We start from the raw sequence: 22,406 nt of genomic DNA, 5'->3' as shown, positions 1-22,406 counted from the left end.
CCACCCAGCCCTGCCCTCTCTCGCACCGTGTTGGAGACCCCGTGCACCCCACCCGCAAGGCGGCCGTGACGGCCACCGCTCTCCTGGCCTCGGCCACCATCACCCTCGCCACCGGCTGCGAGAGCGGTTCCACCACCGGCGGATCCGTCGCCGAGTCCCCCAGCGGCTCGTCCGGACCCGGCTGCCCCACCGCCCTCGCCGAGGCCAAGCGGGCCGTCAAGACGGCCGAGGACGTCAACGCCCCCTGGTCCGGGCCGACCAACGGGCCCCGAGCCGTCCCCGACAAGACCATCGTCTACATCGCCCAGACGCTGACCAATCCCGGCGTTGCGGGCGTCGCCAAGGGCGTCCAGGAAGCCGCCGGCGTCATCGACTGGCGTGTCCGCACCCTCAACGGCCAGGGCACGCCCGCCGGAATCAAGGCCGCCTTCGCCGAGGCCCTGGCCCTCAAACCCGACGGCATCGTCATCGGCGGCTTCGATCCCACCTCCACCGCCACACAGGTCGAGCAGGCGAACGCCGACGGCATCCCGCTGATCGGCTGGCACGCCGTCGCGGCTCCCGGCCCCAGCGAGAACCCGAAGCTGTTCAGCAACATCACCACCAGGGTCGAGGAGGTCGCGAAGATCAGCGCCGATTGGATCATCGCCCGGTCCAACGGTCGCGCGGGCGTCGTCCTGTTCACCGACGCCTCGATCCCCTTCGCCAAGCGCAAGTCGGATCTGATGAAGAAGGAACTCGCCACCTGCTCCGGCGTCAAGCTGCTGAGCTACCAGAATGTCCCCATCCCGCAGGCTGGCAGCCTCACCACCAAGAGGGTCTCCTCCCTGGCCTCCCGTTTCGGCGACAGGTGGACCCATTCGGCCGCCATCAACGACCTGTACTTCGACCACGCGGGCCCCGCCCTGCGTGCCGCAGGCAGGCAGGGCGACGGCGCCCCGTTCAACATCGGGGCCGGTGACGGCGACCCCTCGGCCTTCCAGCGCATCAACGGCAAGGAGTTCCAGGCCGCCACCGTGCCCGAACCGCTGTCCGAACAGGGCTGGCAGATCATCGACGAGTTCAACCGTTCCTTCGCCGGCAAGCCGGCCAGCGGATACGTCGCCCCCGTCCACGTCACCACCGCCGCCACCAGCGGCGGCGCACTGTCCTGGGACTCCGAGGGCTACCGCGAGGCTTACCGCAGGATCTGGGAGAAGTAGACACGTAGCAGACCGGCGACCGGCTGGACCCGTTCACCAGTGGGGCCGGCCGCGGTGAGCACTGCCCGGGGCACTGGGCAACACGTGCAGCACACGCCGTGGTGAGCCCGGGCATGGCCCGGGTCTCGTCTCCGAAACCAAGATCTGGGCCATTCCCGGGCCGAAACCAGGGCTGACGCACCCTCCAGCGCCATCGTCGTGCAGGACGAGTACCAGCGCGTCGTGGTACGAGCCATCTCGAGGACGCCGGTGTGGCGGCGGGGGCAGGTTTTGAACCTGCGGCCTGGGCTGTGAGCCCAGCGAGCTACCGAGGGTGCTCCTGCCCGCGCCGGTACCCACCAGCGTTCGTTCGAGTGTGCGCGGCCCAGGTCAGTCCCTCTGTGCGCCCGTCGGCAGGGTGCGCAGCCGCATGGTGCTCGCCGAGCTGGTGCCGAAGGCGTAGTCCAGCAACTTGGCGGCGTCTGTGTAGCGGTACTGGTCGTTGAGGAGCACGCCGATGACCGTCTTCCCGTTGCGGGTCGCGGCGAAGACGAGGCAGGGGCCGGACGGCGTGTTGGTGCCCGTTTTCACCCCGATGGCGCCGCTGTATGAGCCCAGCAGCTGGTTGGTGTTGTACCAGGTGTACGTGCGGGTCCCGCCGGTGCTGGTGGTCGCGTACTGCACGGTCTTCGGCTTCTTCACGATGCCCGCGAACGTCGAGTACTTCATCGCGCTGCGCGCGAGCTTGGCGAGGTCGCGCGGCGTCGTGTAGTTCGTGTTCTGCGTCGAGTTGCCGTCGAACGAGTCGAAGTGCGTGTTGGTCAGGCCGAGGGTGTCCGCCTTGGCGTTCATCTTGCTGATGAACGACTTGGTCCGCGCCGAGATGGTCGTACCGGTGCCGAAGGTGTCCGCGAGGGCCATCGCGGCGTCGCAGCCGGACGGCAGCAGCATCGCATGGAGCAACTGGCGGACGGTGACCTTGTCGCCGGTCTTGAGATCCGCGGTGCTCGCGCCCTTGGCAGTGACGTAGTCCCGGTAAGCCTGCTTGATGGTGACCTTCCGGTCGAGGTTCAGGTCGGGGGTGCTCAGCACGACACGAGCCGTCATGACCTTGGTGGTGCTCGCCATGGGCCGCTTGGTGTCGGCGTACTTGCTGTAGAGCGTGGAGCCCGTCGCGCTGTTGAGCATGAACGCGCCCTTGGCGCTGACCGACGGCGCGGTCGCCGCCTGCGCGGGCGCGGTCAGGGCACCGCCCGCGAGCAGCGCGCCGGTGACGCCGGCGACAGCTGCGGCTCTGCGGATACGTACGCCCTTGATGCCGGTTATCACTATGAACGCTCCGAGTGTGCCAAATGCCCGATGGCATTTGCGAAATGAGGCGGGGGGAGGCTCTAGGGAGACTCACGGGGGACACCGAGGGTTGTACGGCGGGCGGAAGTAATCCTGGGAGACCTGAGAGCGGCCGCTGCGGCGGAGGCCACCCGGACGCAGGTGGACGCGTCCCGGATCAGCGTGCTGAACGCGCGGCACCCCGACGAGGCGTTCGGCGTCGCCGCGCGGTGAACATGGACCGCATGCCGACGGCGGAGCGGCGCGCGCGGACGCCGACCGACGTCGCCCGCCCTGTGGTACGCGCTCGGGGACGCACCGCAAAAGTTCGACGCGCTCCAGCGCGTCGAGCAGGAGGCGCCTTAGAGGTTCGCCGACCCGCGCTGCGGGCGCAGACCGCCGGGCTGCTGTGCGGGCCGACCCGGGTCGGTCGGGGGCGTGCGGGAATTCGCGGCCCGCGTCGAGGCCCTGGCCGGCTGACGGGACATGACGAAGTCGCCCGCCGTAACTCCCCCAGCCCGGTGCCGCCTGGTGGTAGGTGGAACCGTCCGCCATAAGCGCCCGTGGGGCGGTGCCCGACGGCGGGCGGCGGCCTCTGCCTCGCCCCTCGCGCTCCGCGGCCGCCGGACCCCGAAAGCGGTGCGGCAGCCGGCCCGGTCCGTACATCTCCCTGCCGGCGAGGTGTTCCGGTCGAGGTGCGCACGGCAAGCAGGAGCGGGGAAGCCCTAAGGGACTGTAAGGACTTGGCTCCCGGCATTGAGCGACCCTGTTCGCGCCGTCGACTCTGTGTGCTCCCGGGCCGCAGACAAGGGAGTTCCGATGGCCACACAGACCACCGCCGAGCGTGCGCGGAAACCGCGCCGCGACGAACGCAGGGTCGTCAGCAACATCGTGCGCGGATCGATCGGCAACCTGATCGAGTGGTACGACTGGTACGCGTACACCGCCTTCAGCGTCTACTTCGCCTCCGTCTTCTTCCCCTCCGGCGACCAGACCGCCCAACTTCTGAACACCGCCGCGGTGTTCGCCGTCGGCTTTCTGATGCGGCCGATCGGCGGCTGGGTCCTGGGCCGCTATGCCGACCGCCGTGGCCGCCGCGCGGCGCTGACGCTGTCGGTGACGCTCATGGCGGCCGGTTCACTCATCGTCGCGCTGACCCCGTCGTTCGGCTCGATCGGGGTCGCCGCACCGATACTCCTGGTCACCGCGCGGCTGCTGCAAGGGCTCTCGGTGGGAGGTGAGTACTCGACCTCCGCCACCTACATGTCCGAGGTGGCCTCGCCCGGCCGCCGCGGCTACTACTCCAGCTTCCAGTACGTCACCCTCATCGCCGGCCAGCTGACGGCTCTCGGCCTTCAGATCGTCCTTCAGCAGGTGCTCAGCGCCGCGCAGATGGAGGCCTGGGGCTGGCGCATCGCGTTCGTCGTCGGCGCCGCGGGGGCGGTGGTCGTGCTGTGGCTGCGGCGCGGCATGGACGAGTCCGAGAGCTTCGAGCGCGCCGCGTCGGAAGGCGAGAAGGAGCAGAGCGGCCCGGCCCGCGGCAGCCTGCGACTGCTGCTGTCCTACCCGCGGCAGTGCCTGGTCGTCGTCGGGCTGACCATGGGCGGCACGCTGTTCTTCTACACGTACACCACCTACCTGCAGAAGTTCATGGTCAACACCAGCGGCATCGCCAAGCCGACGGCGGCCTGGATCAACTTCTTCGCGCTGCTCGTGTTCGTCGTGCTCCAGCCGGTCATGGGCCTGCTCTCCGACCGGGTGGGGCGGCGTCCCCTGCTGATCGCGTTCGGGGTGCTGGGCACCGTGGTGGTGGTGCCCTCGCTCACCCTGCTGTCGCACACCAGCGACCCCGTGTACGCGTTCCTGCTCATGGTCGTGCCACTGGCCGTCAGCTCCCTGTACACCTCGATCAGCGCTGTGGTGAAGGCCGAGCTGTTCCCGACCTCGATCCGGGCGCTCGGCGTCGGCCTGCCGTACGCACTGACCGTGGCCGTGTTCGGCGGGACCGCCGAGTACGTCGCCCTCTGGTTCAAGAACGCCGGGCACGAGAACTGGTACTTCTACTACGTCACCGCCTGTGTCCTGATCTCGCTGCTCGTCTACATTCGGATGCGCGAGACCTCCGACGCGTCGCCCCTGGACGAGGGCGTTTCCGGGTCTCGCGGCTGACGAGGCGGGAAGGAGGCGACCGTGCGGGTGCTGCTGGCCGAGGACGACGACGGTGTGGCGGGCGCGCTGACCGAGGCGCTGTACGACAACGGCCACCTGCCGGCCCGGGTGCGGCGCGGCGAGGACGTGCTCGCCCGCCACCGGCAGGCGGACCTGCTGCTGCTCGATCTCGGCCTGCCCGACCTGGACGGTCTGGAGGTACTGCGCAAGCTGCGCGCGGTCAGCCCCCTGCCGGTGGTGGTGCTCACCGCGCGGGGCGACGAACGGTCGGTGGTGCGCGGCCTGCGGCTGGGCGCCGACGACTACCTGGTCAAGCCGGTCCGGCTGGCCGAGTTGCTGGCCCGGATCGACGCGGTCACCCGGCGGGTCGCGGCGCCCTCGGCGCCGGCGCCGCGCACGGTGCGTGCCGGGGACGTCGAGGTCGACCTGGACGCCCGCCGCGTACTGGTCGGGGGCGCGGAGGTGCGGCTGACCGCCAAGGAGTTCGAGGTCCTCGCCGCGCTGGCGGCCCGCGCCGGCACGGCGGTCAGCCGCCAGCAGCTGATGGACGAGGTGTGGGGCGACGCCTTCCTCGCCGTGTCCCGCTCCCTCGACGTGCACCTCACCCAGGTGCGGGCCAAGCTCGGCCGCCCCGAGGTGCTGACCACCATCCGCGGCTTCGGCTACCGCTTCGGCGACTGAGCCGGTTCTCACGGCAGGCCCTGTTCATGCGCACTCGCGTCCTCACCGTGGTCCTGGCCTTCGCGGTCCTGGCCGTGGCCGGCTTCGCCGTCCCGCTGCTGGCCGTCACCGCCGCGCAGCGCACCCAGCAACTCGTCGCGGCACGCACCGCCGACCTCGACCGTTTCGCCGGGCTGGCCGAGCAGGCCGCCGAGAGCGACGACACCGGCGCGCTCACCGCCGACGTGCGCCGCTACACCGAGCTGTACGGCGAGGCCGTCGTGGTCGTCGACGCCCGCCGCGCCCCGGTGGTGCAGACGGGCGGCCTGCGCGCCGCCGACCCGGCCGTCGCCCGGCTCGTCGACGCGGCGCTGCGCAACCAGCCCGTCTCGCCCGGAGGGACGCTGCGGCCCTGGTCCCGGGCCGACCGGCTGCTCGCCCGCCCCGTGGGCACCGGCACCAGGGTCTCCGGCGCCGTGGTGCTGCGGGCCTCGGTGCGGGCCGCCGCGGACGACATCGCCCTGCGCTGGGCGCTCGTCCTGGCCGGCGCCGGCCTGTTCGCCGCGGCCTGTGTGCTGCTCGCCCGCCGGGCCACGCAGTGGGTCGTACGGCCGTTGCACCGCCTCGACCGCGCGGTCGGCACGCTGGCCGCCGGACTGCCGCCCGAGCACGCGCGGGCCGGTGGCCCGCCGGAGCTGCGCCAGCTGGCCACCGGCTTCAACCGCATGGCCGACGCGGTCACCACCGCGCTGGAACAGCAGCGCCGGCTGGTCGCCGACACCTCGCACCAGCTGCGCAACCCCTTGGCCGCCCTGCGGCTGCGCATCGACTCGCTCCAGCCGCACCTGCGCACCTCCGCCACCCGCACCTACACCGGGGTGACGGCCGAGCTCGAACGCATGGAGCACCTCCTCGACGACCTGCTCACCCTGGCGAACGCCGAGCACCGCGCCGGTGAGCTGGCCGTCACGGACGCGCGGGAATCATGCTGCGACGCGACGGCGGTCGCCGCGGCCCAGGCCCGGTTGTGGCTGCCGGTGGCCGAACAGGCCGGAGTCGACCTGGAGTTCATCTCCGGCCCTGCCGTCCTCATGGCCTGCTCGGAGGGAGAGCTGGCCCAGGTGGCCGACATCCTCTTCGACAACGCGATCAAGTACGCGGGGAGCGGCGCCCGCATGGAGGCACGCTGCTTCACCGAGGGCGCGGACGCGGTGTTCGAGGTACAGGACGACGGACCAGGTCTGGACACCGGCGAACTCCCCCGGGCGGGCACCCGCTTCTGGCGCTCGGAGCGCCACCGCGAGGTACGCGGCAGCGGCCTCGGCCTGGCGATCGCCGAGCGACTGGTGGCCGGTCACGCCGGAGACGTCGAGTTCACAGCGGCCGAACCGCACGGGCTGTGCGTCCGGGTCGTACTCCCGAAGGGGCACACGGCATGACCGGCCCAGCCCGCCCCACGACCCGCCGCACCGTCCTGCGCGCCGCACTCGGCGCGGCGGGCACCGGCCTGCTCGCAGGTTCCGCGGCGGCAGACGCACGGCACGCGGACAGCGGCCCGAAGGGAGATCTGCGGATCGCGACCGGCGAGCCCGACGGGTTCTACGCGGCCTTCGGCCGACTGCTCGCGGCCCAGGTCACGGCCGCCTACCCCCGGCTGTCCTGCGAGGTGGTCAACAGCGAGGGCAGCGTGGCCAACGTACGGCTGCTCCAGGCCCGCCGGGCCGACGTGGCGCCGGCCCTGTCGGACCTCGCGTGGGCGGCGTACGGCGGCACCGCGCCCTTCGACCGCCGCGTCCCGCTGCGCGCGATCGGCAGGGTCTACGAGAACTACTTCCAGCTGGCCGTGCGCTCAGAGGCGCCCATCCACACCGTGGCCGACCTGGCGGGCCGCACCGTCTCGCTGGGCGCGCCCGCGTCCGGCGGTGCCGTGCTCGGCGACCGTCTGCTGCGCGTCGCGGGCCTGACCCCCGGCACCGACGTACGAGTCCGGCATCTGCTGATGCCGCAGGCGGCCCGCGCGATGCGGGCCGGGGCGATCGACGCCCTGCTGGTCGCGGGGGGCGTCCCGCTCCCCGTACTGTCCGGGCTCGACACCCGCCCCGGCATCCGCCTGCTGCCCCTGTCCGGCCTGCTGCCCCGGCTGCGGGCCGGCCTCGGCCCGGCGGGATCGGGCCTGGAGGCGGTGACGGTGCCGGCCGGGGCGTACGGGCGGAACCCCGAAGTCCCCACCATCGGCGTCGCCAACCTCCTGCTCTGCCGCCCCGGCCTCCCCGTCCCCGTCGCCTCAGCCCTCACCCACGTCCTGGTCCGCCGGGCCGGCCGCCTCGTCCCCGCCCCGGCCCTCGGCACCCAGTTCCTCGACCGCCCGCAGCCTGATCTCCACGGGCGCCGTCCCCCTGCATCCGGGGGCGGTCGCCGCCTATCGCGAACTGCACGGCTGACGACGCGGCTCCGCCGCAGTTCCTCGCGACGGCTAGTGCCCCGGCAGGCAACGTTCGCCCCGTCGCGACGCCCGGTACGCCCTCTCGCCGCACCGGCCGAAAGCCAAGTACATCCAGCACGAGGGCTTCCGGCCGGCACTCCCCCAAGCTCTTCGAGCAGGGGGTACCCCCAGAGCACGCACCGGACGCCGCTCCTTGACGGGCAAACGCTGCCTGCCGGGGCACTAGGATCCCGGCCATGGCCATGACCATGAACGACGTGGACCGGTTCGAGGCAGCCAGGCCCCGCCTGGAGGCCATCGCCTACCGCCTCCTCGGTTCCGCGAGCGAGGCCGAGGACGCCGTCCAGGAGACTTTCCTGCGCTGGCAGGCCGCCGACGTCGACCACGTCGAGGTCCCCGAGGCCTGGCTGACGAAGGTGCTCACCAACCTGTGCCTCAACCAGCTCACCTCGGCCCGCGCGCGGCGGGAGACCTACGTGGGCCAGTGGCTCCCCGAGCCGGTGCTCGCCGGGGACCCCATGCTGGGCCCTGCCGACACCGCCGAACAGCGCGAATCGGTCTCGTTCGCGGTCCTCGCCCTGCTGGAGCGCCTCTCCCCGAACGAACGGGCGGTGTACGTCCTGCGGGAGGCGTTCGACTACCCGCACCGGGAGATCGCCGAGATCCTCGACATCACCGAGGCCGCCAGCCAGCAGATCCTCCACCGCGCCAAGAAGCACATCGCGGACGGCAAGGCCCGCACCGAGGTCGACGAGGCCGCCGCCCGGCGGATCGTCGACGAGTTCCTCGCGGCCGCCACCAGCGGCCGGACCGAGCCGCTCGTGCGGCTGCTCACCCAGGACGCGATCTCGGTCGGCGACGGCGGCGGGAAGGTCCCGGCCCGTGCCAAGGCGTTCGAGGGTGCCCTCGCCGTCGCGAAGTTCATGCGGGGCCTGTTCAAACCGGGCAAGGCCAAGCGCGACCTGGTCGGTGGCTCACCCGACGTCTACGCCACGACCGCCAACGGCGGCCCCGCCATCGTCGCGGTCCTCGACGGCCGGGTCATCGGCGTCATGTGCCTGGAGGTCACCGCCGAGGGCATCGCCGCGTTCCGCAACCAGGTCAATCCCGACAAGCTCGAACGCGCGACCAGGCGGTGGGCGGCCTCCGAGCACGGCGATCCCCTGCTCAGGATCTTCTGACCCGGCCGACCATGATGTGAGGTGCTTCACACCACGTTCCTGTCAGGAAACGGCGGGCTGCCCGGTTCAAGGGGCGAGTCCCGCTCAAGACAGGAGCCCGCAAATGCAGCACCGCATCGTCGTCCTCGGAGCCGGATACACCGGAGCCGTCGCCGCCGGCCGCCTCGCCAGGCGGCTGCGCCCTGAAGATGTCGCCATCACCCTCGTCAACGCCGAACCCGACTTCGTCGAGCGAGTCCGGATGCACCAGCTCGCGGCCGGCCAGGACCTCAGGCCCCGGCCCTTCAGCGAGATGTTCGCGGGCACCGCCGTCGAACTGAAGCTCGCGAAGGTCACCGGCGTCGACGTCGGCCGCAGGACCGTCGCCGTGGTCGACGCGGACGGCCCCGGGGAGCCGGAGGCCCAGGAGCTGGAGTACGACACGCTCGTGTACGCCCTCGGCAGCGGCTGGGACGACCAAGGGGTCCCCGGCGCCGCCGAGCACGCCCACCAGATCGCCGGCCGACCCGGCGCACTGCGGTTGCGCGAGCGCCTTGCCCGCCTGGACGCCGGAGAGCCCGTGGTCGTGGTCGGCGGCGGACTCACGGGCCTGGAGGCCGCGACCGAGATCGCCGAGGCCCGCCCGGACCTCGACGTCGCCCTCGCCGCCCGCGGCGAGCTCGGCGACTGGCTCTCGCCCAAGGGCCGCCGGCATCTGCGGAAGGTCTTCGGCAAGCTCGGCATCACCGTCCACGAGCACGCCGCCGTCACCGGGGTCGGGGCGGACCGGGTCACCACCGCCGACGGCGGGACGATCCCCGCCGCGGTCACCGTGTGGGCCACCGGCTTCGCCGTCCACCCGATCGCCAAGGCCACCACCCTGGACGTCACCGACACCGGCCGGATCGTGGTCGACGGGACCATGCGCTCGGTCTCGCACCCGGACGTGTACGCCATCGGCGACGCGGCCCTGGCCATGGGACCCGGCGACAAGCCGCTGCGGATGTCGTGCGCCTCCGGCACCCCCATGGCCTGGCAGGCCGCCGACGCCATCGCGGCCCGCCTGACCGGCGGGAAGCTCCCGAACGCGCCGCTGCGCTACTTCAACCAGTGCATCTCGCTGGGCCGCAGGGAAGGCCTGATCCAGTACGTCACCGCCGACGACCGCGCCGTCCGGGCGGCCCTCACGGGCCGGCTCGCCGCCGTCTACAAGGAACTGGTCTGCAAGGGCGCGGCCTGGGGCGTCACCAACCCGACTCTCGGCCTGCCGACCCGCCGCCGCCACGTCGTACGGCAGCCGGCCCGTGCCGGCTCGCCGGTCAGGACAGCGGCCTGACGCGCGCGGCGGCCGTCCTGGCCCTTTCCTCAGCCCCGCATCCCGAACAGGAAACGCGTCACCCGCGTCCTGCACACCAGCAGCTCGTACGCCGCGAGCGTCAGGGCGAGGGAGATCGTCACCAGCACCACGTACTCGACCGGGATCGGCGCCGCCCAGCCCACCACGAAGTAGGCGACGGCGACGACGATCGGCTGGTGGAGGACATACAGCGGAAGTACGGCGGCGACCAGGTGTCCGTAGACGCGCTGACGCGTCGTCGGAGCCGTCGGAGCCGGGGCCCCTGACGGCTGTTGGCGGGGGCGGTCGAGGAGGCCCGGGATCGCGACCACCAGGCACCAGCCGGCCGCCCCGAACAGGGCCCGGGAGACGACGGCCAGCGCGGTCGCGTCCGTGAAGGGGTCGTCGGCCGTGGTGAAGCCCGGGGCGGCCGCCACGAACAGGAGAGCGCCGAGACAGGCCGCGGGGCGTGCGTCGCGGCGCATGACGGTACGGAAGCGGGTGTCGGCGGCGAGGGCGAAGCCCGCGGCGAAGAAGAGAAGGTACGACCAGCGGTGCCAGCCCGCGTAGTCCTCCTCCATGCCGGCGAAGGCGCAGATCGCGGCGAAGGCGAGGGCCGGGAGGAGGACGACGCCTCGTCGGCGCAGGGTCACGGCCGCCACCCGGTCGGCGAGCCGGCGGAAGGGCTCATGAGGCAGGAAGCGGTGGAGGGGCGCCAGCATCAGGGAGAACGTCAGCAGGAGTACGACGAACCAGAGATGACCGGTTTCGAAGTGCTCACCCTGGACGAAGAAGGGGAACTCGTCGAACTCCACGTGCACGTCGAAGAAGCGGGGCAGGAAGCCGGCGTACGACTCGTCGTAGTGGGGGTCGGACGAGCGTTGCCGTAGCCACTGCGGCAACGGGTTCAGAAGGAGGGTCGCGAGGAGCAGGGGGACGCCCAACCGGAGCAGGCGCTCCTTGGTGAAGGTGCCCGCACCACGACGCCGCAGCGAGTGCCAGGCGCCCAGGCCGGAGATCAGGAACAGCAGCGGCATCGCCCAGACGACCCCGAACCCGGCGATGACCGTGATGGCTTCGGTGGTCTCGGCGTTCGTGACGTAGAAGTCGCCCTCGGTCGCGAACACCAGCGCCGAGTGGAAGAAGACCAGTCCGATGACCACCAGCATCCTCATCGCGTCCAACTCCGGCCGCCGCCGCTCCGGTAACGCCGCCTGCGGTGACTCCGTACGCGTCGCCATGCCGCTTCCTCCCCCGACTCGCACTGCGTTCCAACAGTGTTGGCCGGGTGGCCGTCGAGGGCCATACCCGCGGTCGAGGACTTGGGCGAGGGCTGGCCGGTGGACGCCGAGTAGGAAATTCCCGACGCCCAGGTCGACGTGGTGTACGGAAACCTCGACTTCGTGGACTGGATCACCTCGCGCCGCCCGATTTCAGCTACGAGGACTACAGGTACTACGCCCTCGAAAGCTGCTGCATCGGGACCGGTGACTGGGTCTTCCCTTCGGCCCTCTACGCCGTTGTCGACCTCAGTGGGCGGCCCGGGACGGAGCACGTGATCCCCGTGCTCTCCTTCATCCGTGAACTCACCAGCTGCGGCGTGGACGTGGACTGGCGGGCGGTCCCGAGTGGTGGGTGTTCAGCCACCTCTTCCCCCCGTCGGTCCTGGAGGGTCCGCGCTGTGACGAGGTGGTGACCGTCCGGAGGGCGCGGTACCACGTCGGCCGGTGCTTCCTCCGCCGGGGACCGGGGTTCGTGCAGATCCGGGACCGGCGCCACACCGGCTTGCGCCGGCTCACGGTCTCGGACGGCGCGAAGCCTTCGCAAGTACCTTCGTGACTACCCGGTGGACGCGTTCTCCATGCTCAAGGGGATGCGCAAGGCGATGGAACTCATCGGCTACCCGCCGACGTCCACGAGCGTTTTCACAGTCGAGGCGATCGCGGAAGGCGTCAGCGCCATCGAGTCGTTCAAGGGCGTCGGCCGCGCCTTCGAGGAGTGCCCGCCCGGACCACGACCGTTGACCTCGATATGTCAGTGGTGATCGCTGCCGTGTGAGGTGATCATCACTGACGAATCGAGGTCGAGGAACCGAGCGTCCGAGGAACAGAGGCGCTTATCGGTTGGCCGCGAGATTCCTGTCGATCCTCTCGTGCAGCGCGATTCCGAGGGAAACGGAAACGTTGAGAGACTCGGTCTGGCTCATCATGGGGATGGAAACCGAGGCGGAAGACGCCTCCTCGAACAGGTCGGAAGGCCCACCCTTTTCGCTGCCGAACAGCAAGGCCAGCCGATCCGGATTGTCCCCGAGTTCCTTCACGGAAATGTCGCCATCCGCCTTGAGCGTCATCAGCTGCATACCGCTGTCCCGAATGAAGGCGATGGCCTCCTCGCGACCGGAGAGAACGACGGGAAGGGAGAAGACGTAACCTCGGCTGGCCCTTTGGAGACGCCGGTCCGCGATGCTGGTGATGTCACTGTCGACCAGGATGATCCCCGACGCTCCGAGCGCGAGCGACGTGCGTACTATCGCGCCGATGTTCCCGACGATCTTCACCCCGTCGAGAACGACGACGTCCCCACGCCGGCTCGCGATATCGCCGAACCTGGCCGGGCGAGGGACGCGGGCGATGCCGAATGTCTTGGCCTTCCGCTCCCCCTTGAACAACTGGTTGACGATCGAGGAGTCGATGAGGCGGACCGGTATGTTCTGCCGCCCGCACAGATCCAGCAACTCAGATGGAAAAGGACTGCTGTCGCTGCCGTAGACCTCGATGAACTCCACCCCGGCCGCGATGCTGTGCATGAGGGGCTCGACGTCCTCGATCAACGTTGTCTTTATGTTGGATCGCGACGGCTTGGTGACATCGATGATCCGCTGCACCGCGGGATCGGACGGATTTGCGATGGTGTCCAACTCAGTCATGGTCGTCCTACCGGCTGCTGTGTTCAGTGACGCGATTCCTGGGGTGTGACACCCTACGCGACGATGGCGGATGGCTGCCCTGACCGGCAATCACCAACGCAAGGGGAAGTCGTCGCTCTCTGGCAAAGCTCCCCGCTCTTCCCCGTCCGGGACCCGCGCGGTCGATCCCCGCATATGAAGTATTCGCCTTGATCATACATTTCTGGGCTGCGTCGAGCCAATCTGCGGGTGTCGTGCTCGCCGGATCGCCTACGGGTGGAAGCCCGCCTCGCCCTCGACGCGGACGCCCGTCTCCTCCCCGGGGCGGACGCGAATCGGGCCCGCCACGCGGATGCCGATGGGGGTGTCGTGGCCGTCGACAGCCACGGTGACCATGGCGTCGTGGCCGTAGTACGAGACGTCGGTGACCGTTGCCCTGACCGCGCCGACGGAGTCCTCGCCGGTGAGGCGGAGTTGTTCCGGACGGAGCAGGACCGTGCCGGCGCGCAGGCCGCCGGGCGGAGCGGCGAGGGGCACCGTGCCCAAGGCGGTCCGGGCCGTGTCGCCGGAGTCGACGTCGACGGTGCCGGGGAGCAGGACGGCGTCGCCGACGAAGCCGGCGACCCAGGGATCCGCCGGGTGCCGGTAGAGGTCCTGGGGGGTGGCGCACTGGGCGACCCGGCCGTCCCGTACGACGGCGACGAGGTCGGCGGTGGACAGGGCCTCCTGCTGGTCGTGGGTGACGAGCACGGCCGTGGCGCCGGTGGCCCGCAGCGCGGAGCGTACGTCCGCCCGTACTCCCGCCCGCAGTGCGCTGTCGAGGGCGTTGAACGGCTCGTCGAGCAGCACGAGTTGGGGGCGCGGGGCGAGTGCGCGGGCCAGGGCGACGCGCTGTTGCTGGCCGCCGGACAGCTCGTGCGGCATGCGGTCGCCGTATCCGGTGAGGCCTACCAGTTCGAGCATCTCGTCCGTGGCACGCCGCCGTTCGCAGCGGTCGGCACGGGTCAGGCCGAAGGCGACGTTGCGGGCCACGCTCAGGTGCGGGAAGAGGGCGCCCTCCTGAGGCACGATGCCGATGCGGCGGCGCTCCGGCGGCACGTGGACACCGGCCCCGTTCAGGAGGCGGTCCCCCAGCCGGACGGTGCCCGCGTCGGCGCGCAGGAACCCGGCGACGACCCGCAGCATGGTGGTCTTGCCGCAGCCGGAAGGGCCGAGGACCGCTGCCAACGTACCTGCGGGGACGGTGAGTTCGAGTCCGCGCAGGATCGGCTCCCCGGCTCCGTAGGACTTGGTGAGCCCTTCGACGTGCAGTTCGTTCATGTCCGGTGCCTGCCTAGGAGGTACGAGGGGACGGCGGCCAGCAGGATCAGCGCGGCGGCGTACGGGGCGGCTGCCGCGAAGGAGCCGGCGCCGGTCTCGGTCCACAGCCGCGTGGCGAGTGTGTCCATGCCGGTGGGACGCAGCAGCAGGGTCGCCGGGAGTTCCTTCATGCAGACCACGAAGGTGAGCGCGGCCCCGGCGGCCACACCGGGGGCGGCCAACGGCACGGTGACCTCGCGCAGCACCTGCCACGGCCGCCGCCCGAGTGAGCGGGCCACGTCCTCCAGGACGGGCTGCGCCTGGAGCACGGCCGCGCGGGTGGCGGCCACCGCCACCGGCAGGAACAGCACGGCGTAGGCGCAGACGAGCAGCGGGAGTTGCTGGTACAGCGGGTAGGCGTAGCGCACGGCGAAGAACACCAGGGCGAGCGCGACCGTGATGCCGGGCAGCGCGTGCCCCGCGTACGCCGCCTGCTCCAGCAGACGGGCGCCGCGGCCCCGGTACCGCGCGGCGATCACCCCGACGGGCAGGGCGAGGACCGTGGTGAGGCCGGCGCCCGCCGCCGCGACGGAGAACGTCGCCCAGGCCGTCTCCGCGAGGCCGCCGAGGTCCCGGCCGGCCGAGCTGCCGACGGCCAGCCAGTACCCGAGGGTGCCCAGCGGGAAGGCGACGGCCACGGCCGCCACCGCCCCGCACCACAGCAGGGCGAGCGGACGCCACCGGCCGAGGGCGACCGGGAGAGCCGGGCGGGCGGTACCCGTACCGGTCCTGGCGTGCCCGGCGCGTCCGCGCGTGCGGGCCTCCGCGGCCACCAGGACGATGGTCAACACGACCAGCACCACGCTGAGGGCGGCGGCAGGGGTCCGGTCGAAGGAGGCGCGGTACGAGGTGTGGATGGCCCGGGTGAAGGTGTCGTACCGCATCAGGGACACCGCGCCGAAGTCGGAGAGCACGTACAGCGCGACGAGCAGTGCCCCGCCCGCGGCCGCTGGTCGCAGCTGCGGGAGCGTGACCCTGAGGAATGTCCGCAGCGGTCCGTGCCCGAGGGAGCGCGCCACCTCCTCCTGGGCCGGGTCGATGCCCCGCAGGGCGGCGGCGACCGGCAGATGGACGTACGGGAAGCTGACCAGTGTCAGGGCGAGGGCGGCGCCGCCGAATCCGGCGAGGCCCGGCTCGGCCGACAGCCAGGCGAACGCGGCGACGTAACTGGGCACGGCCAGCGGCAGCGTGGCCAGCACCGACCAGACGCGGGCTCCGGGCAGTGCGGTGCGCACGGTCAGCCAGGCCAGCGAGATCCCCAGGACGAGGCAGGCGGCCACGACCACGACGGTCAGCCCGAGGCTGCGGCCGAGGAGGCCCATGGTGCGTTCGTCGGAGACGACGTCCCAGGCGAAGGCCGGCCCGCGTTCCAGGGCACGGACGGCGAGGTAGCCGAGGGGCAGCAGGGCGAAGAGTGCGGCCACGCAGGCGGGGACGAGCAGGACCAGGGGTGGCCTGCGGCCGGCCGTGCGCACTCTTCCTGGCGTACCGGATGGCGTACGCGCCCGCTTGGAGGTGGACGGCGAGGTGGGCACAGCGGGTCAGACCAGTCCGACGTCCTGGAGCATGGCCAGCGTCTCCTGGAGGGATTCCAGCTTGCCGAGGTCGATGTCGGGGGACTCGAGCGACTCGAAGGCGGGCAGGTCCTCCACGCTGCTGGTGACGCCCGCGGCCAGCGGGTACTCCTTCGTCCTGTCCGCGAAGTAGGTCTGCGCCTCCTTCGACAGCAGGTAGTCCACGGCCTTCTGGGCGGTCTCGCTCTGTCCGCTGTCCTTGAGGATTCCCGCGCCGGCGACGTTGATCAGCGCGCCGGGGTCCTCGCCGGGCAGGAAGTGCAGCTTGGAGTTGACCTTGTCCTCGCCCTTCTCGGCGACCCGCTCGTACCAGTAGTAGTGGTTGACCAGGCCGAGGGAGACCTCGCCGGCCTCGACGGCGTCCAGGGTGGCGAGGTTGTGGGCGTACGTCTTGGCGCCGTTCGCCTTGAGCTCCTCGAGCCACTCGCGAGTGGCGTCGTCGCCCTTCAGGACGCGCATACCGGTGACGAAGGCCTGGAAGGAGGCGTTGGTCGGCGCGAAACCGACCTTGCCCTTCCACTGCGGCTTGACGACGTCGAAGACGCTGTCGGGAACCTCGTCCTCGCCGACCTGGTCCGGGTTGTACGCGATGACGCGGACGCGCCCCGAGAGACCGACCCAGTCACCGCCGGAGCCGCGGTAGGCCTCGTCGACCTCGTCGAGGGTGTCCGAAGGCAGCTTCCGCAGCATGCCCTCCTTGGACAGGGCGCCCAGAGCTCCGGCGTCCTGGGAGAAGAACAGCCCGGCCTTGGTGCGGTCGCCCTCCTCCAGGATCTGGGCGGCGAGCTCCGCGCTGTCGCCGTAGCGAACGTCGACCTCGGTGCCGACGGCCTTCTCCAACTTGTCCAGAAGTGGCTTGACGAGCTTCTCGTTGCGGCCGGAGTAGATGACGAGGGCGGAAGCCTCGCCCTCGCCACCGCCGTCCTTGTCGCCGGAGCCGCACGCCGCGAGTGCGGGGAGCAGCAGAGTGGCCGTGACCAGCACGGTCATCCGGCGAACCGAGGGGCGTCGCATGGTGTGTGCCTTCCTGCGGGGTTCGCCTCGGTGCCGCCGCCAGCCATGTCGGTGGAGAGCGGGGCGAAGCGGAACTTGTGATTCTTCTGTGGCTTGATTATGACCCTGCTATGAATAAGGTAAGGGTTACCTAAACGTCAAGGGTTCTGTGCTGAAAGCGGACGTTGCCGCGGAAAGGGCGCGCCCCGTGCTCCACCCCTCCGAGCCCTTCCCGGCTCCGTCCCCCGTGCGTCTGCTGCCCGTGCGGCCTGTTCGGCCTCTGCGACCGAACGGCGTGCCCTTCGCGCGCGAACTGGCGGCCTACGGCGACCGCGTCGCGCTCATCACGCCGGAGGGAGAGCTGTCGTACCGTGAGCTGGCCGAGCGGGTCGCCGACACCGCCGAACGCCTCGGGTCCGTCCGGCGGCTGGTCCTGCTGGCCGGGGCCAACCGCGTCGACCCGCTCGTCACGTATCTGGCCGCCCTGTCCGCCGGACACCCGGTCCTGCTCGTCCCCGGCGACAACGAGAGCACGATCCGCTCGCTGACGGAGGCATACGCGCCCGCCGTCGTGGCGCGCCCGGAGGCCGACGGGACATGGACCCTGGCCGAAAACCACCGCACCGGCGTCCACGCCCTCCACCCGGACCTCGCCCTGCTGCTGAGCACCTCCGGCTCCACCGGCTCGCCCAAGCTGGTGCGGCTCTCTCACGAGAACCTTCAGGCCAACGCCGAGTCCATCGCCACGTACCTCGGCATCGACGATACCGACCGGGCGGCCACCACGCTGCCCATGCACTACTGCTACGGCCTGTCCGTCATCCACAGCCATCTGCTGCGCGGAGCCGGGCTGATCCTCACCGAGCGGTCGGTGTCCGAGGCGGCCTTCTGGGACGAGTTCCGTGCCGGACGCGGCACCTCGCTGGCCGGCGTGCCGTACACCTTCGACCTGCTCGACCGGATCGGCTTCGAGCACATGGAGCTGCCGCGGCTGCGCCGCGTCACCCAGGCGGGGGGCCGGCTCGCCCCCGAACGCGTCGCCGCTTACGCCGAGTTGGGTCGCCGCTCGGGCTGGCAGCTGTTCGTGATGTACGGCCAGACCGAGGCCACGGCCCGCATGGCCTACCTCCCGCCGCAGCTCGCCGCGGAGCGCCCCGAGGCCGTCGGCGTACCGATACCCGGCGGCTCGTTCCGGCTGCTGCCGACGGACGGCCACGGTCCCGATGTCGGCGAACTGCTCTACTCCGGCCCGAACGTGATGCTCGGTTACGCCGAGAGCCCGGCCGACCTCGCCCTCGGCCGCACAGTGGAAGAACTGCGCACCGGGGACCTGGCCCGGCGTGCGCCCGACGGACTGTACGAGATCGTGGGCCGCCGCAGCCGCTTCGCGAAGATCCTGGGACTGCGGATCGACCCGCAGCGCGTCGAGTCGCTGCTGGAGGAGCACGGGGTCACCGCGTACTGCGCGGGAGACGGGGAGGCGCTCGCGGTGGCCGCGCTCGGGCGGGCCGGGGAACAGGCGCGGATCCGGCGGCTGGTCGCGGAGGAGTGCGGGCTCCCGTCCCGCGCCGTACGGGTCCGGGTCCTCGACCGACTCCCCCGCCTGGCCACGGGCAAGCCCGACTACGAGGCGGTACGGCGGTTGACGCGGCCCGCGGAGGTGGCGCCACCCGGGCCCGATCAGGATCTCCTCCACCTCTACGCGGAGATCCTCGACCACGCCGATGTCACCGAGGACAGCAGCTTCGCCGGCCTGGGCGGTGACTCACTGTGCTACGTCGAGATGTCGCTGCGCCTGGAGGAGTCCCTGGGCCGTCTGCCCACCGACTGGCATCGGAGAACGATCCGCGAGCTGCGAGCCATGGCGGCACCCGCGTCGGAGCGAACGAAAGGGCAGGAGGAGCGGCCCGAGCCGCGGCGGGGTCGCCCGGCGCCGGGACTGCGCGGGGCGCTACGCTCCTGGACCACCCCGGGGTCCTGGCGGACCCGCCGCACTCTGGAGACCGGCATCGCCCTGCGTGCCGTCGGGATCGTCCTCATCGTCGGCTCGCACGTCCAGGTCTTCGAGATCAAGGGCTTCGCCCACATCCTCATGTGTGTCGCCGGGTACAACTTCGCCCGCTTCCAGCTGACGGGCGCCGAACACCGCGAACGTCTGCGGCACATGGGGCGCAGCATCGCCCGCATCGCGGTACCGAGCATGGTGTGGATCACCGGCGCGGTGCTCCTGACCGACTTCTACGACCCGGCCAACGCGGTGCTGCTCAACAGCCTGATCGACCAGGGGAACGACCGGTTCGACTGGGCCTACTGGTTCGTGGAGGCCCTGGTCTACTTCCTCGTCGCCCTCGCCGCCCTCCTGGCCGTGCCGCTGCTGGACCGGCTGGAGCGGCGGTGCGCGTTCGGCCTGCCGCTGGCGCTCACGGCCGTCGCACTGGTCGGCCGCTACGACCTGCTGGGCCTGGCCTCCGCCCGTCCGCAACTGAGCCCCACGGTGGTCTTCTGGCTGTTCACCCTGGGGTGGGCGGCGGCGCGGGCCGAGACCGTACGTCGACGAGTGCTGCTGACGGCGTTGCTGCTGCTCGCCCTGCCCGGCCTGTTCCAGGACCAGCCCCTGCGCACGACCCTCGTGATCGTCGGCCTGGCGCTGCTGATCTGGGTACCGACCCTGCCCAGCCTCAGGCCGCTCAACGCACTCGCCGGCGTCCTGGCGAGCGGTTCCCTCTACATCTACCTGACGCACTACCAGGTCTACCCCTACCTCCAGGAGGACTTCCCGCTCACCGCCCTGTTCGCCTCCCTCGTCGTCGGCATCGGCTACGCGGCGGTCGTGACCCGGGTGACGCGGACGGTCCGGTGGCTGTGACCGCAGCCTTTCGCCAGCCGCAGCCGTGTACCGACGCCCGCTGAGTCACGGCCCCGGTGCCCTTCAGACCGTCACTCCCCGGGTCAGGCCAGGTCGGGCAGAGAGTGACGGGCGATGTCGCAGGCGTCGTCCCGGGGGCCCCAGCATGCGCAGGACCATCTCCGCCAGGCCGGCGACCGTCTCGTCGGCGTCGAGCTCGGGGCGGGCGAACCTCAGCTCCACCGGGGACAGCAGGGACCCGCCCAGCGCGGACCGGGCGACGATCGGGCCGACGGCGACGAACCGGCCCTCGGCGACGCCCCGTTCCAGGTCATGCAGGGCTCGGGGCGCCAGACCCCGGTCGGAGTGGATGTGGCCGAGCCCGCGGTGGCGCAGTGCCCGCATGAGCTCCGGGTGGGAGTCGGCCATCCACGCCTCGCAGCCCCCGGGGATCGGAGGCGTAGCCGAAGTCGTTGATGCGGTTCGGGTCCTCGCCGATGGCTGGGTTGTCGCGCTCCGGGGCCAGGGCCAGTGGGGCGCCGCCGCGCGGCGGCCCATCAGCTTGGCCGCGAGCAGTTCGCGTTCCTGCTCCGTGCGGGCGTTGTCGTGCAGGAACGCGTTGCAGGCGGTGACGTGGGAGTGGTACTTGCGGAAGACGAGGTACGTGCCGTTGCGGCCGAGGACCCGCCGTCGACCGAGGGATCCAACTGGCGCTGGACCTTGGTCATGCGCCAGACGACCCGCTCGTACGCCTCGTCCAGCGAGCCCACGCGGCAAGCGACCAGTCGGCGCGCAGCACGCCACAGGCAGCGGCAACCCCGCGAACACACGAGTGTCACGCACCCGGCAGTGGCCGCCCGCGCCGGAATCGGCCGGGCCACGGTCTGCCACCACTGGCCCGACCTGCTCGGTCTCCGCCTCACCGCACTGGAAGCGAGGTCGCCGCCACTGCCACGTGCGCCCGAGGACGCACCACCGCATCCCGGAGCCGAGCTGGTCCCTGCGCCGGCTCGACACCCGGCTCGACGACACCCGGGCGGGAGCCCCCGTCGCCGCGGCCGTGAGCGCGGCCGAACGCCAGTCGGCTCAGGCGCCGAAGAAGGCGTCCTCGGCCTCCTGGTCGGCGGAGAAGAGCCACACCTCCGCGATCTTGTCGCCCGCGACCCGCAGCACGTCCACACCGTCCATCGACATCTCCCTGCCGTCACGCTTGGCGGAGAAGTGGACGGGAATCGCGACCAGATCACCGTTGATCATCGGTGCGCCGGTCAGCGCGAGGTCGAAGGTCCCCTCCGTGACGGCCATCTGGGCGCCGAGGAACTCGCCCACCGCCGCCACGCCACGGTGGCTGCCGGAGAAGCGGTGGGCACCGGGCTGGTTCCAGACGATGTCGTCGGCGAACATGCCCGCGACCGCGGCGAAGTCCTTGGCCGACACCGCGTCGACGTAGCGGTTGGCGACGGCAAGTGTGGTGGTGGGCTCCATGATCAATTCTCCTCGGTCGGGATCAGTCGAGTACTGCCTGCTGAAGCCCTATACTCACCATCAGTAACTAGTCACCTCAACGTAACCAATGAGGGGATGTGACGTATGTCACAGTACCCGGCCTTCGATGTCATGACGGCGACCTGCCCCTCCCGCACCTCGCTCGCCCGCATCGCCAACAAGTGGACGGCCATGGTGGTCATCGCCCTCAGCGCCGGCCGCATGCGTTTCCGCGACCTGCGCACCGCCGTCGACGGCATCAGCGCGAAGGTCCTCACCGAGACACTCCGGGACCTGGAACGCGACGGAATCGTCACCCGGCACGTCTTCGCCGAGGTCCCGCCCCGGGTCGAATACGAACTGACCGCACTGGGACGCACCCTGCAGGCCCCGCTCCAGGCGCTGGGCCACTGGGCCGAGGCACACATCGCCGAAGTACTCGCGGCGCGTGAGAGCTACGACGCCCGCCAGTAGTCCGCCCCGCGAGGCAAGCCCTGGCCCCGGCTGGAACCCTGCCCTGCAATGGTCGAGTGCAGTTTGAGCATGACAACATGGTCGGGGTTCACCTGGCCGTAGCGCTGGTGAACCTTGATGCCAGTGAGTCATGGCTGCCTGAAGTAGGGGAACGGGTGCTGAGAGAGCACCGGATCCGTCGTCCGCGCGTCACCGGCTCCGCGTGCCGGGAGATCAGGGACTGGTCAACGGCCACCGTGCCTGCTGTTCCGCCCGCTGCGCCAACACCGACGCGGTCCGCCGCCACCGCGGCAGGAGACGCTAGCGCCGGGTCGGCGCTATGCCGGGACCAGTGCCATGACGAGCGGGACCGCGGCTGTACCCAGGAGCGTTTCTGTTCCGCCCCCAGAGAGATGGCCGCGATCGCGGCTCGGTGATGTCGGCGAACTCCATATGCTTCTTGAGGAACTTGGCCACGTACGGGCAGACGGGCAAGGCGTGGGTGGGTGCCGGG

At 71.2% G+C, this 22,406-nt stretch carries 18 protein-coding genes, 1 tRNA gene and 1 pseudogene; 11 read left to right on the top strand and 9 right to left on the bottom strand.

What is annotated here, in order from left to right:
• Window positions 1-41: 41 nt before the first annotated feature.
• Window positions 42-1,202, top strand: a complete 1,161-nt coding sequence (locus AOQ53_RS06805; protein WP_059415861.1) for a substrate-binding domain-containing protein — start codon at window positions 42-44, stop codon at window positions 1,200-1,202.
• Between the two features lie 252 nt (window positions 1,203-1,454).
• On the opposite strand, the gene AOQ53_RS06800 is transcribed toward AOQ53_RS06805, so the two are convergent.
• Both AOQ53_RS06800 and AOQ53_RS06795 read right to left on the bottom strand, forming a co-directional pair.
• A tRNA-Val gene (locus AOQ53_RS06800) sits at window positions 1,455-1,532 on the bottom strand.
• 39 nt (window positions 1,533-1,571) lie between these two features.
• A complete protein-coding gene (locus tag AOQ53_RS06795) occupies window positions 1,572-2,510 on the bottom strand; it encodes a D-alanyl-D-alanine carboxypeptidase family protein (protein ID WP_174523240.1) in 939 nt (312 codons plus the stop codon).
• 819 nt (window positions 2,511-3,329) lie between these two features.
• On the opposite strand from AOQ53_RS06795, the gene AOQ53_RS06790 reads away from it, so the two are divergent.
• The 6 genes from AOQ53_RS06790 (at window position 3,330) to AOQ53_RS06765 (ending at window position 10,278) form a co-directional block, all read left to right on the top strand.
• Entirely contained in the window at window positions 3,330-4,679 is a 1,350-nt protein-coding gene (locus AOQ53_RS06790) for an MFS transporter (RefSeq protein ID WP_059415859.1), read from the top strand.
• A gap of 21 nt (window positions 4,680-4,700) precedes the next feature.
• Window positions 4,701-5,360: a response regulator transcription factor gene (locus AOQ53_RS06785; protein ID WP_059415857.1), complete on the top strand. Its 660-nt coding sequence runs from the start codon at window positions 4,701-4,703 to the stop codon at window positions 5,358-5,360.
• 26 nt (window positions 5,361-5,386) lie between these two features.
• Window positions 5,387-6,778 (top strand): sensor histidine kinase, encoded by a 1,392-nt coding sequence (locus AOQ53_RS06780; protein ID WP_059415855.1) that lies wholly within the window; start codon window positions 5,387-5,389, stop codon window positions 6,776-6,778.
• Window positions 6,775-8,028 carry a TAXI family TRAP transporter solute-binding subunit gene (locus AOQ53_RS06775; RefSeq protein ID WP_330219299.1) on the top strand — a complete coding sequence of 418 codons (1,254 nt, stop codon included), beginning with the start codon at window positions 6,775-6,777 and terminating at the stop codon, window positions 8,026-8,028. The genes AOQ53_RS06780 and AOQ53_RS06775 overlap by 4 nt, the downstream gene beginning before the upstream one ends.
• Complete coding sequence (sigJ, locus tag AOQ53_RS06770; protein ID WP_059415853.1) at window positions 8,019-8,963, top strand: RNA polymerase sigma factor SigJ; 945 nt, start codon at window positions 8,019-8,021, stop codon at window positions 8,961-8,963. The genes AOQ53_RS06775 and sigJ overlap by 10 nt, the downstream gene beginning before the upstream one ends.
• Window positions 8,964-9,066: 103 nt before the next feature.
• On the top strand, window positions 9,067-10,278 hold the full coding sequence (locus tag AOQ53_RS06765; RefSeq protein ID WP_059415851.1) for an NAD(P)/FAD-dependent oxidoreductase: 1,212 nt from the start codon (window positions 9,067-9,069) through the stop codon (window positions 10,276-10,278).
• A gap of 29 nt (window positions 10,279-10,307) precedes the next feature.
• Here the strand turns inward: AOQ53_RS06765 and AOQ53_RS06760 are convergent, their stop codons facing one another.
• A complete protein-coding gene (locus AOQ53_RS06760) occupies window positions 10,308-11,519 on the bottom strand; it encodes an acyltransferase family protein (protein ID WP_078945184.1) in 1,212 nt (403 codons plus the stop codon).
• A gap of 394 nt (window positions 11,520-11,913) precedes the next feature.
• On the opposite strand from AOQ53_RS06760, the gene AOQ53_RS47980 reads away from it, so the two are divergent.
• Window positions 11,914-12,117, top strand: a complete 204-nt coding sequence (locus tag AOQ53_RS47980; RefSeq protein WP_059415849.1) for a DUF5825 family protein — start codon at window positions 11,914-11,916, stop codon at window positions 12,115-12,117.
• Window positions 12,118-12,124: 7 nt separating this feature from the next.
• The gene (locus tag AOQ53_RS06750; protein ID WP_236711617.1) at window positions 12,125-12,322 is read left to right on the top strand and encodes a hypothetical protein; all 198 of its coding nucleotides are present in this window, start codon (window positions 12,125-12,127) and stop codon (window positions 12,320-12,322) included.
• Between the two features lie 72 nt (window positions 12,323-12,394).
• On the opposite strand, the gene nshR is transcribed toward AOQ53_RS06750, so the two are convergent.
• The 4 genes from nshR to AOQ53_RS06730 form a co-directional block, all read right to left on the bottom strand.
• Window positions 12,395-13,204 carry an NshR/TsnR family 23S rRNA methyltransferase gene (gene nshR / locus AOQ53_RS06745; protein WP_059415847.1) on the bottom strand — a complete coding sequence of 270 codons (810 nt, stop codon included), beginning with the start codon at window positions 13,202-13,204 and terminating at the stop codon, window positions 12,395-12,397.
• 249 nt (window positions 13,205-13,453) lie between these two features.
• On the bottom strand, window positions 13,454-14,503 hold the full coding sequence (locus AOQ53_RS06740; RefSeq protein ID WP_059415841.1) for an ABC transporter ATP-binding protein: 1,050 nt from the start codon (window positions 14,501-14,503) through the stop codon (window positions 13,454-13,456).
• On the bottom strand, window positions 14,500-16,017 hold the full coding sequence (locus tag AOQ53_RS06735) for an ABC transporter permease (RefSeq protein ID WP_236711616.1): 1,518 nt from the start codon (window positions 16,015-16,017) through the stop codon (window positions 14,500-14,502). The genes AOQ53_RS06740 and AOQ53_RS06735 overlap by 4 nt, the downstream gene beginning before the upstream one ends.
• A 66-nt stretch (window positions 16,018-16,083) precedes the next feature.
• Complete coding sequence (locus AOQ53_RS06730) at window positions 16,084-17,130, bottom strand: iron ABC transporter substrate-binding protein (RefSeq protein WP_059415838.1); 1,047 nt, start codon at window positions 17,128-17,130, stop codon at window positions 16,084-16,086.
• 274 nt (window positions 17,131-17,404) lie between these two features.
• Here AOQ53_RS06730 and AOQ53_RS06725 point away from each other — a divergent pair, with 274 nt between their 5' ends.
• Window positions 17,405-19,975 (top strand): AMP-binding protein, encoded by a 2,571-nt coding sequence (locus AOQ53_RS06725; protein ID WP_236711615.1) that lies wholly within the window; start codon window positions 17,405-17,407, stop codon window positions 19,973-19,975.
• 83 nt (window positions 19,976-20,058) lie between these two features.
• On the opposite strand, the pseudogene AOQ53_RS06720 reads toward AOQ53_RS06725, so the two are convergent.
• A pseudogene (locus AOQ53_RS06720) lies at window positions 20,059-20,389 on the bottom strand (TetR/AcrR family transcriptional regulator); the annotation flags it as partial.
• 651 nt (window positions 20,390-21,040) lie between these two features.
• The gene (locus AOQ53_RS06715) at window positions 21,041-21,439 is read right to left on the bottom strand and encodes a nuclear transport factor 2 family protein (protein WP_059415836.1); all 399 of its coding nucleotides are present in this window, start codon (window positions 21,437-21,439) and stop codon (window positions 21,041-21,043) included.
• A 105-nt stretch (window positions 21,440-21,544) separates the two neighbouring features.
• On the opposite strand from AOQ53_RS06715, the gene AOQ53_RS06710 reads away from it, so the two are divergent.
• Window positions 21,545-21,913 (top strand): winged helix-turn-helix transcriptional regulator, encoded by a 369-nt coding sequence (locus tag AOQ53_RS06710; protein ID WP_059415834.1) that lies wholly within the window; start codon window positions 21,545-21,547, stop codon window positions 21,911-21,913.
• Window positions 21,914-22,406 lie beyond the last annotated feature (493 nt).

Origin of the sequence: Streptomyces azureus (genome assembly GCF_001270025.1) — a bacterium.
Lineage (GTDB): Bacteria > Actinomycetota > Actinomycetes > Streptomycetales > Streptomycetaceae > Streptomyces > Streptomyces azureus.
Note: the sequence above shows the minus strand (reverse complement) of the source record. Positions and strands in the feature narration are given on the sequence as shown.

What these genes read in the sequence shown, in the direction of transcription:
- AOQ53_RS06790 (WP_059415859.1), top strand. Translation starts at nt 3,330, where the DNA reads ATGGCCACACAGACCACCGCCGAGCGTGCGCGGAAACCGCGCCGCGAC.
- AOQ53_RS06780 (WP_059415855.1), top strand. Translation starts at nt 5,387, where the DNA reads ATGCGCACTCGCGTCCTCACCGTGGTCCTGGCCTTCGCGGTCCTGGCC.
- AOQ53_RS06775 (WP_330219299.1), top strand. Translation starts at nt 6,775, where the DNA reads ATGACCGGCCCAGCCCGCCCCACGACCCGCCGCACCGTCCTGCGCGCC.
- sigJ (WP_059415853.1), top strand. Translation starts at nt 8,019, where the DNA reads ATGGCCATGACCATGAACGACGTGGACCGGTTCGAGGCAGCCAGGCCC.
- AOQ53_RS06765 (WP_059415851.1), top strand. Translation starts at nt 9,067, where the DNA reads ATGCAGCACCGCATCGTCGTCCTCGGAGCCGGATACACCGGAGCCGTC.
- AOQ53_RS06760 (WP_078945184.1), bottom strand. Translation starts at nt 11,519, where the DNA reads ATGGCGACGCGTACGGAGTCACCGCAGGCGGCGTTACCGGAGCGGCGG.
- nshR (WP_059415847.1), bottom strand. Translation starts at nt 13,204, where the DNA reads ATGACTGAGTTGGACACCATCGCAAATCCGTCCGATCCCGCGGTGCAG.
- AOQ53_RS06740 (WP_059415841.1), bottom strand. Translation starts at nt 14,503, where the DNA reads ATGAACGAACTGCACGTCGAAGGGCTCACCAAGTCCTACGGAGCCGGG.
- AOQ53_RS06730 (WP_059415838.1), bottom strand. Translation starts at nt 17,130, where the DNA reads ATGCGACGCCCCTCGGTTCGCCGGATGACCGTGCTGGTCACGGCCACT.
- AOQ53_RS06715 (WP_059415836.1), bottom strand. Translation starts at nt 21,439, where the DNA reads ATGGAGCCCACCACCACACTTGCCGTCGCCAACCGCTACGTCGACGCG.
- AOQ53_RS06710 (WP_059415834.1), top strand. Translation starts at nt 21,545, where the DNA reads ATGTCACAGTACCCGGCCTTCGATGTCATGACGGCGACCTGCCCCTCC.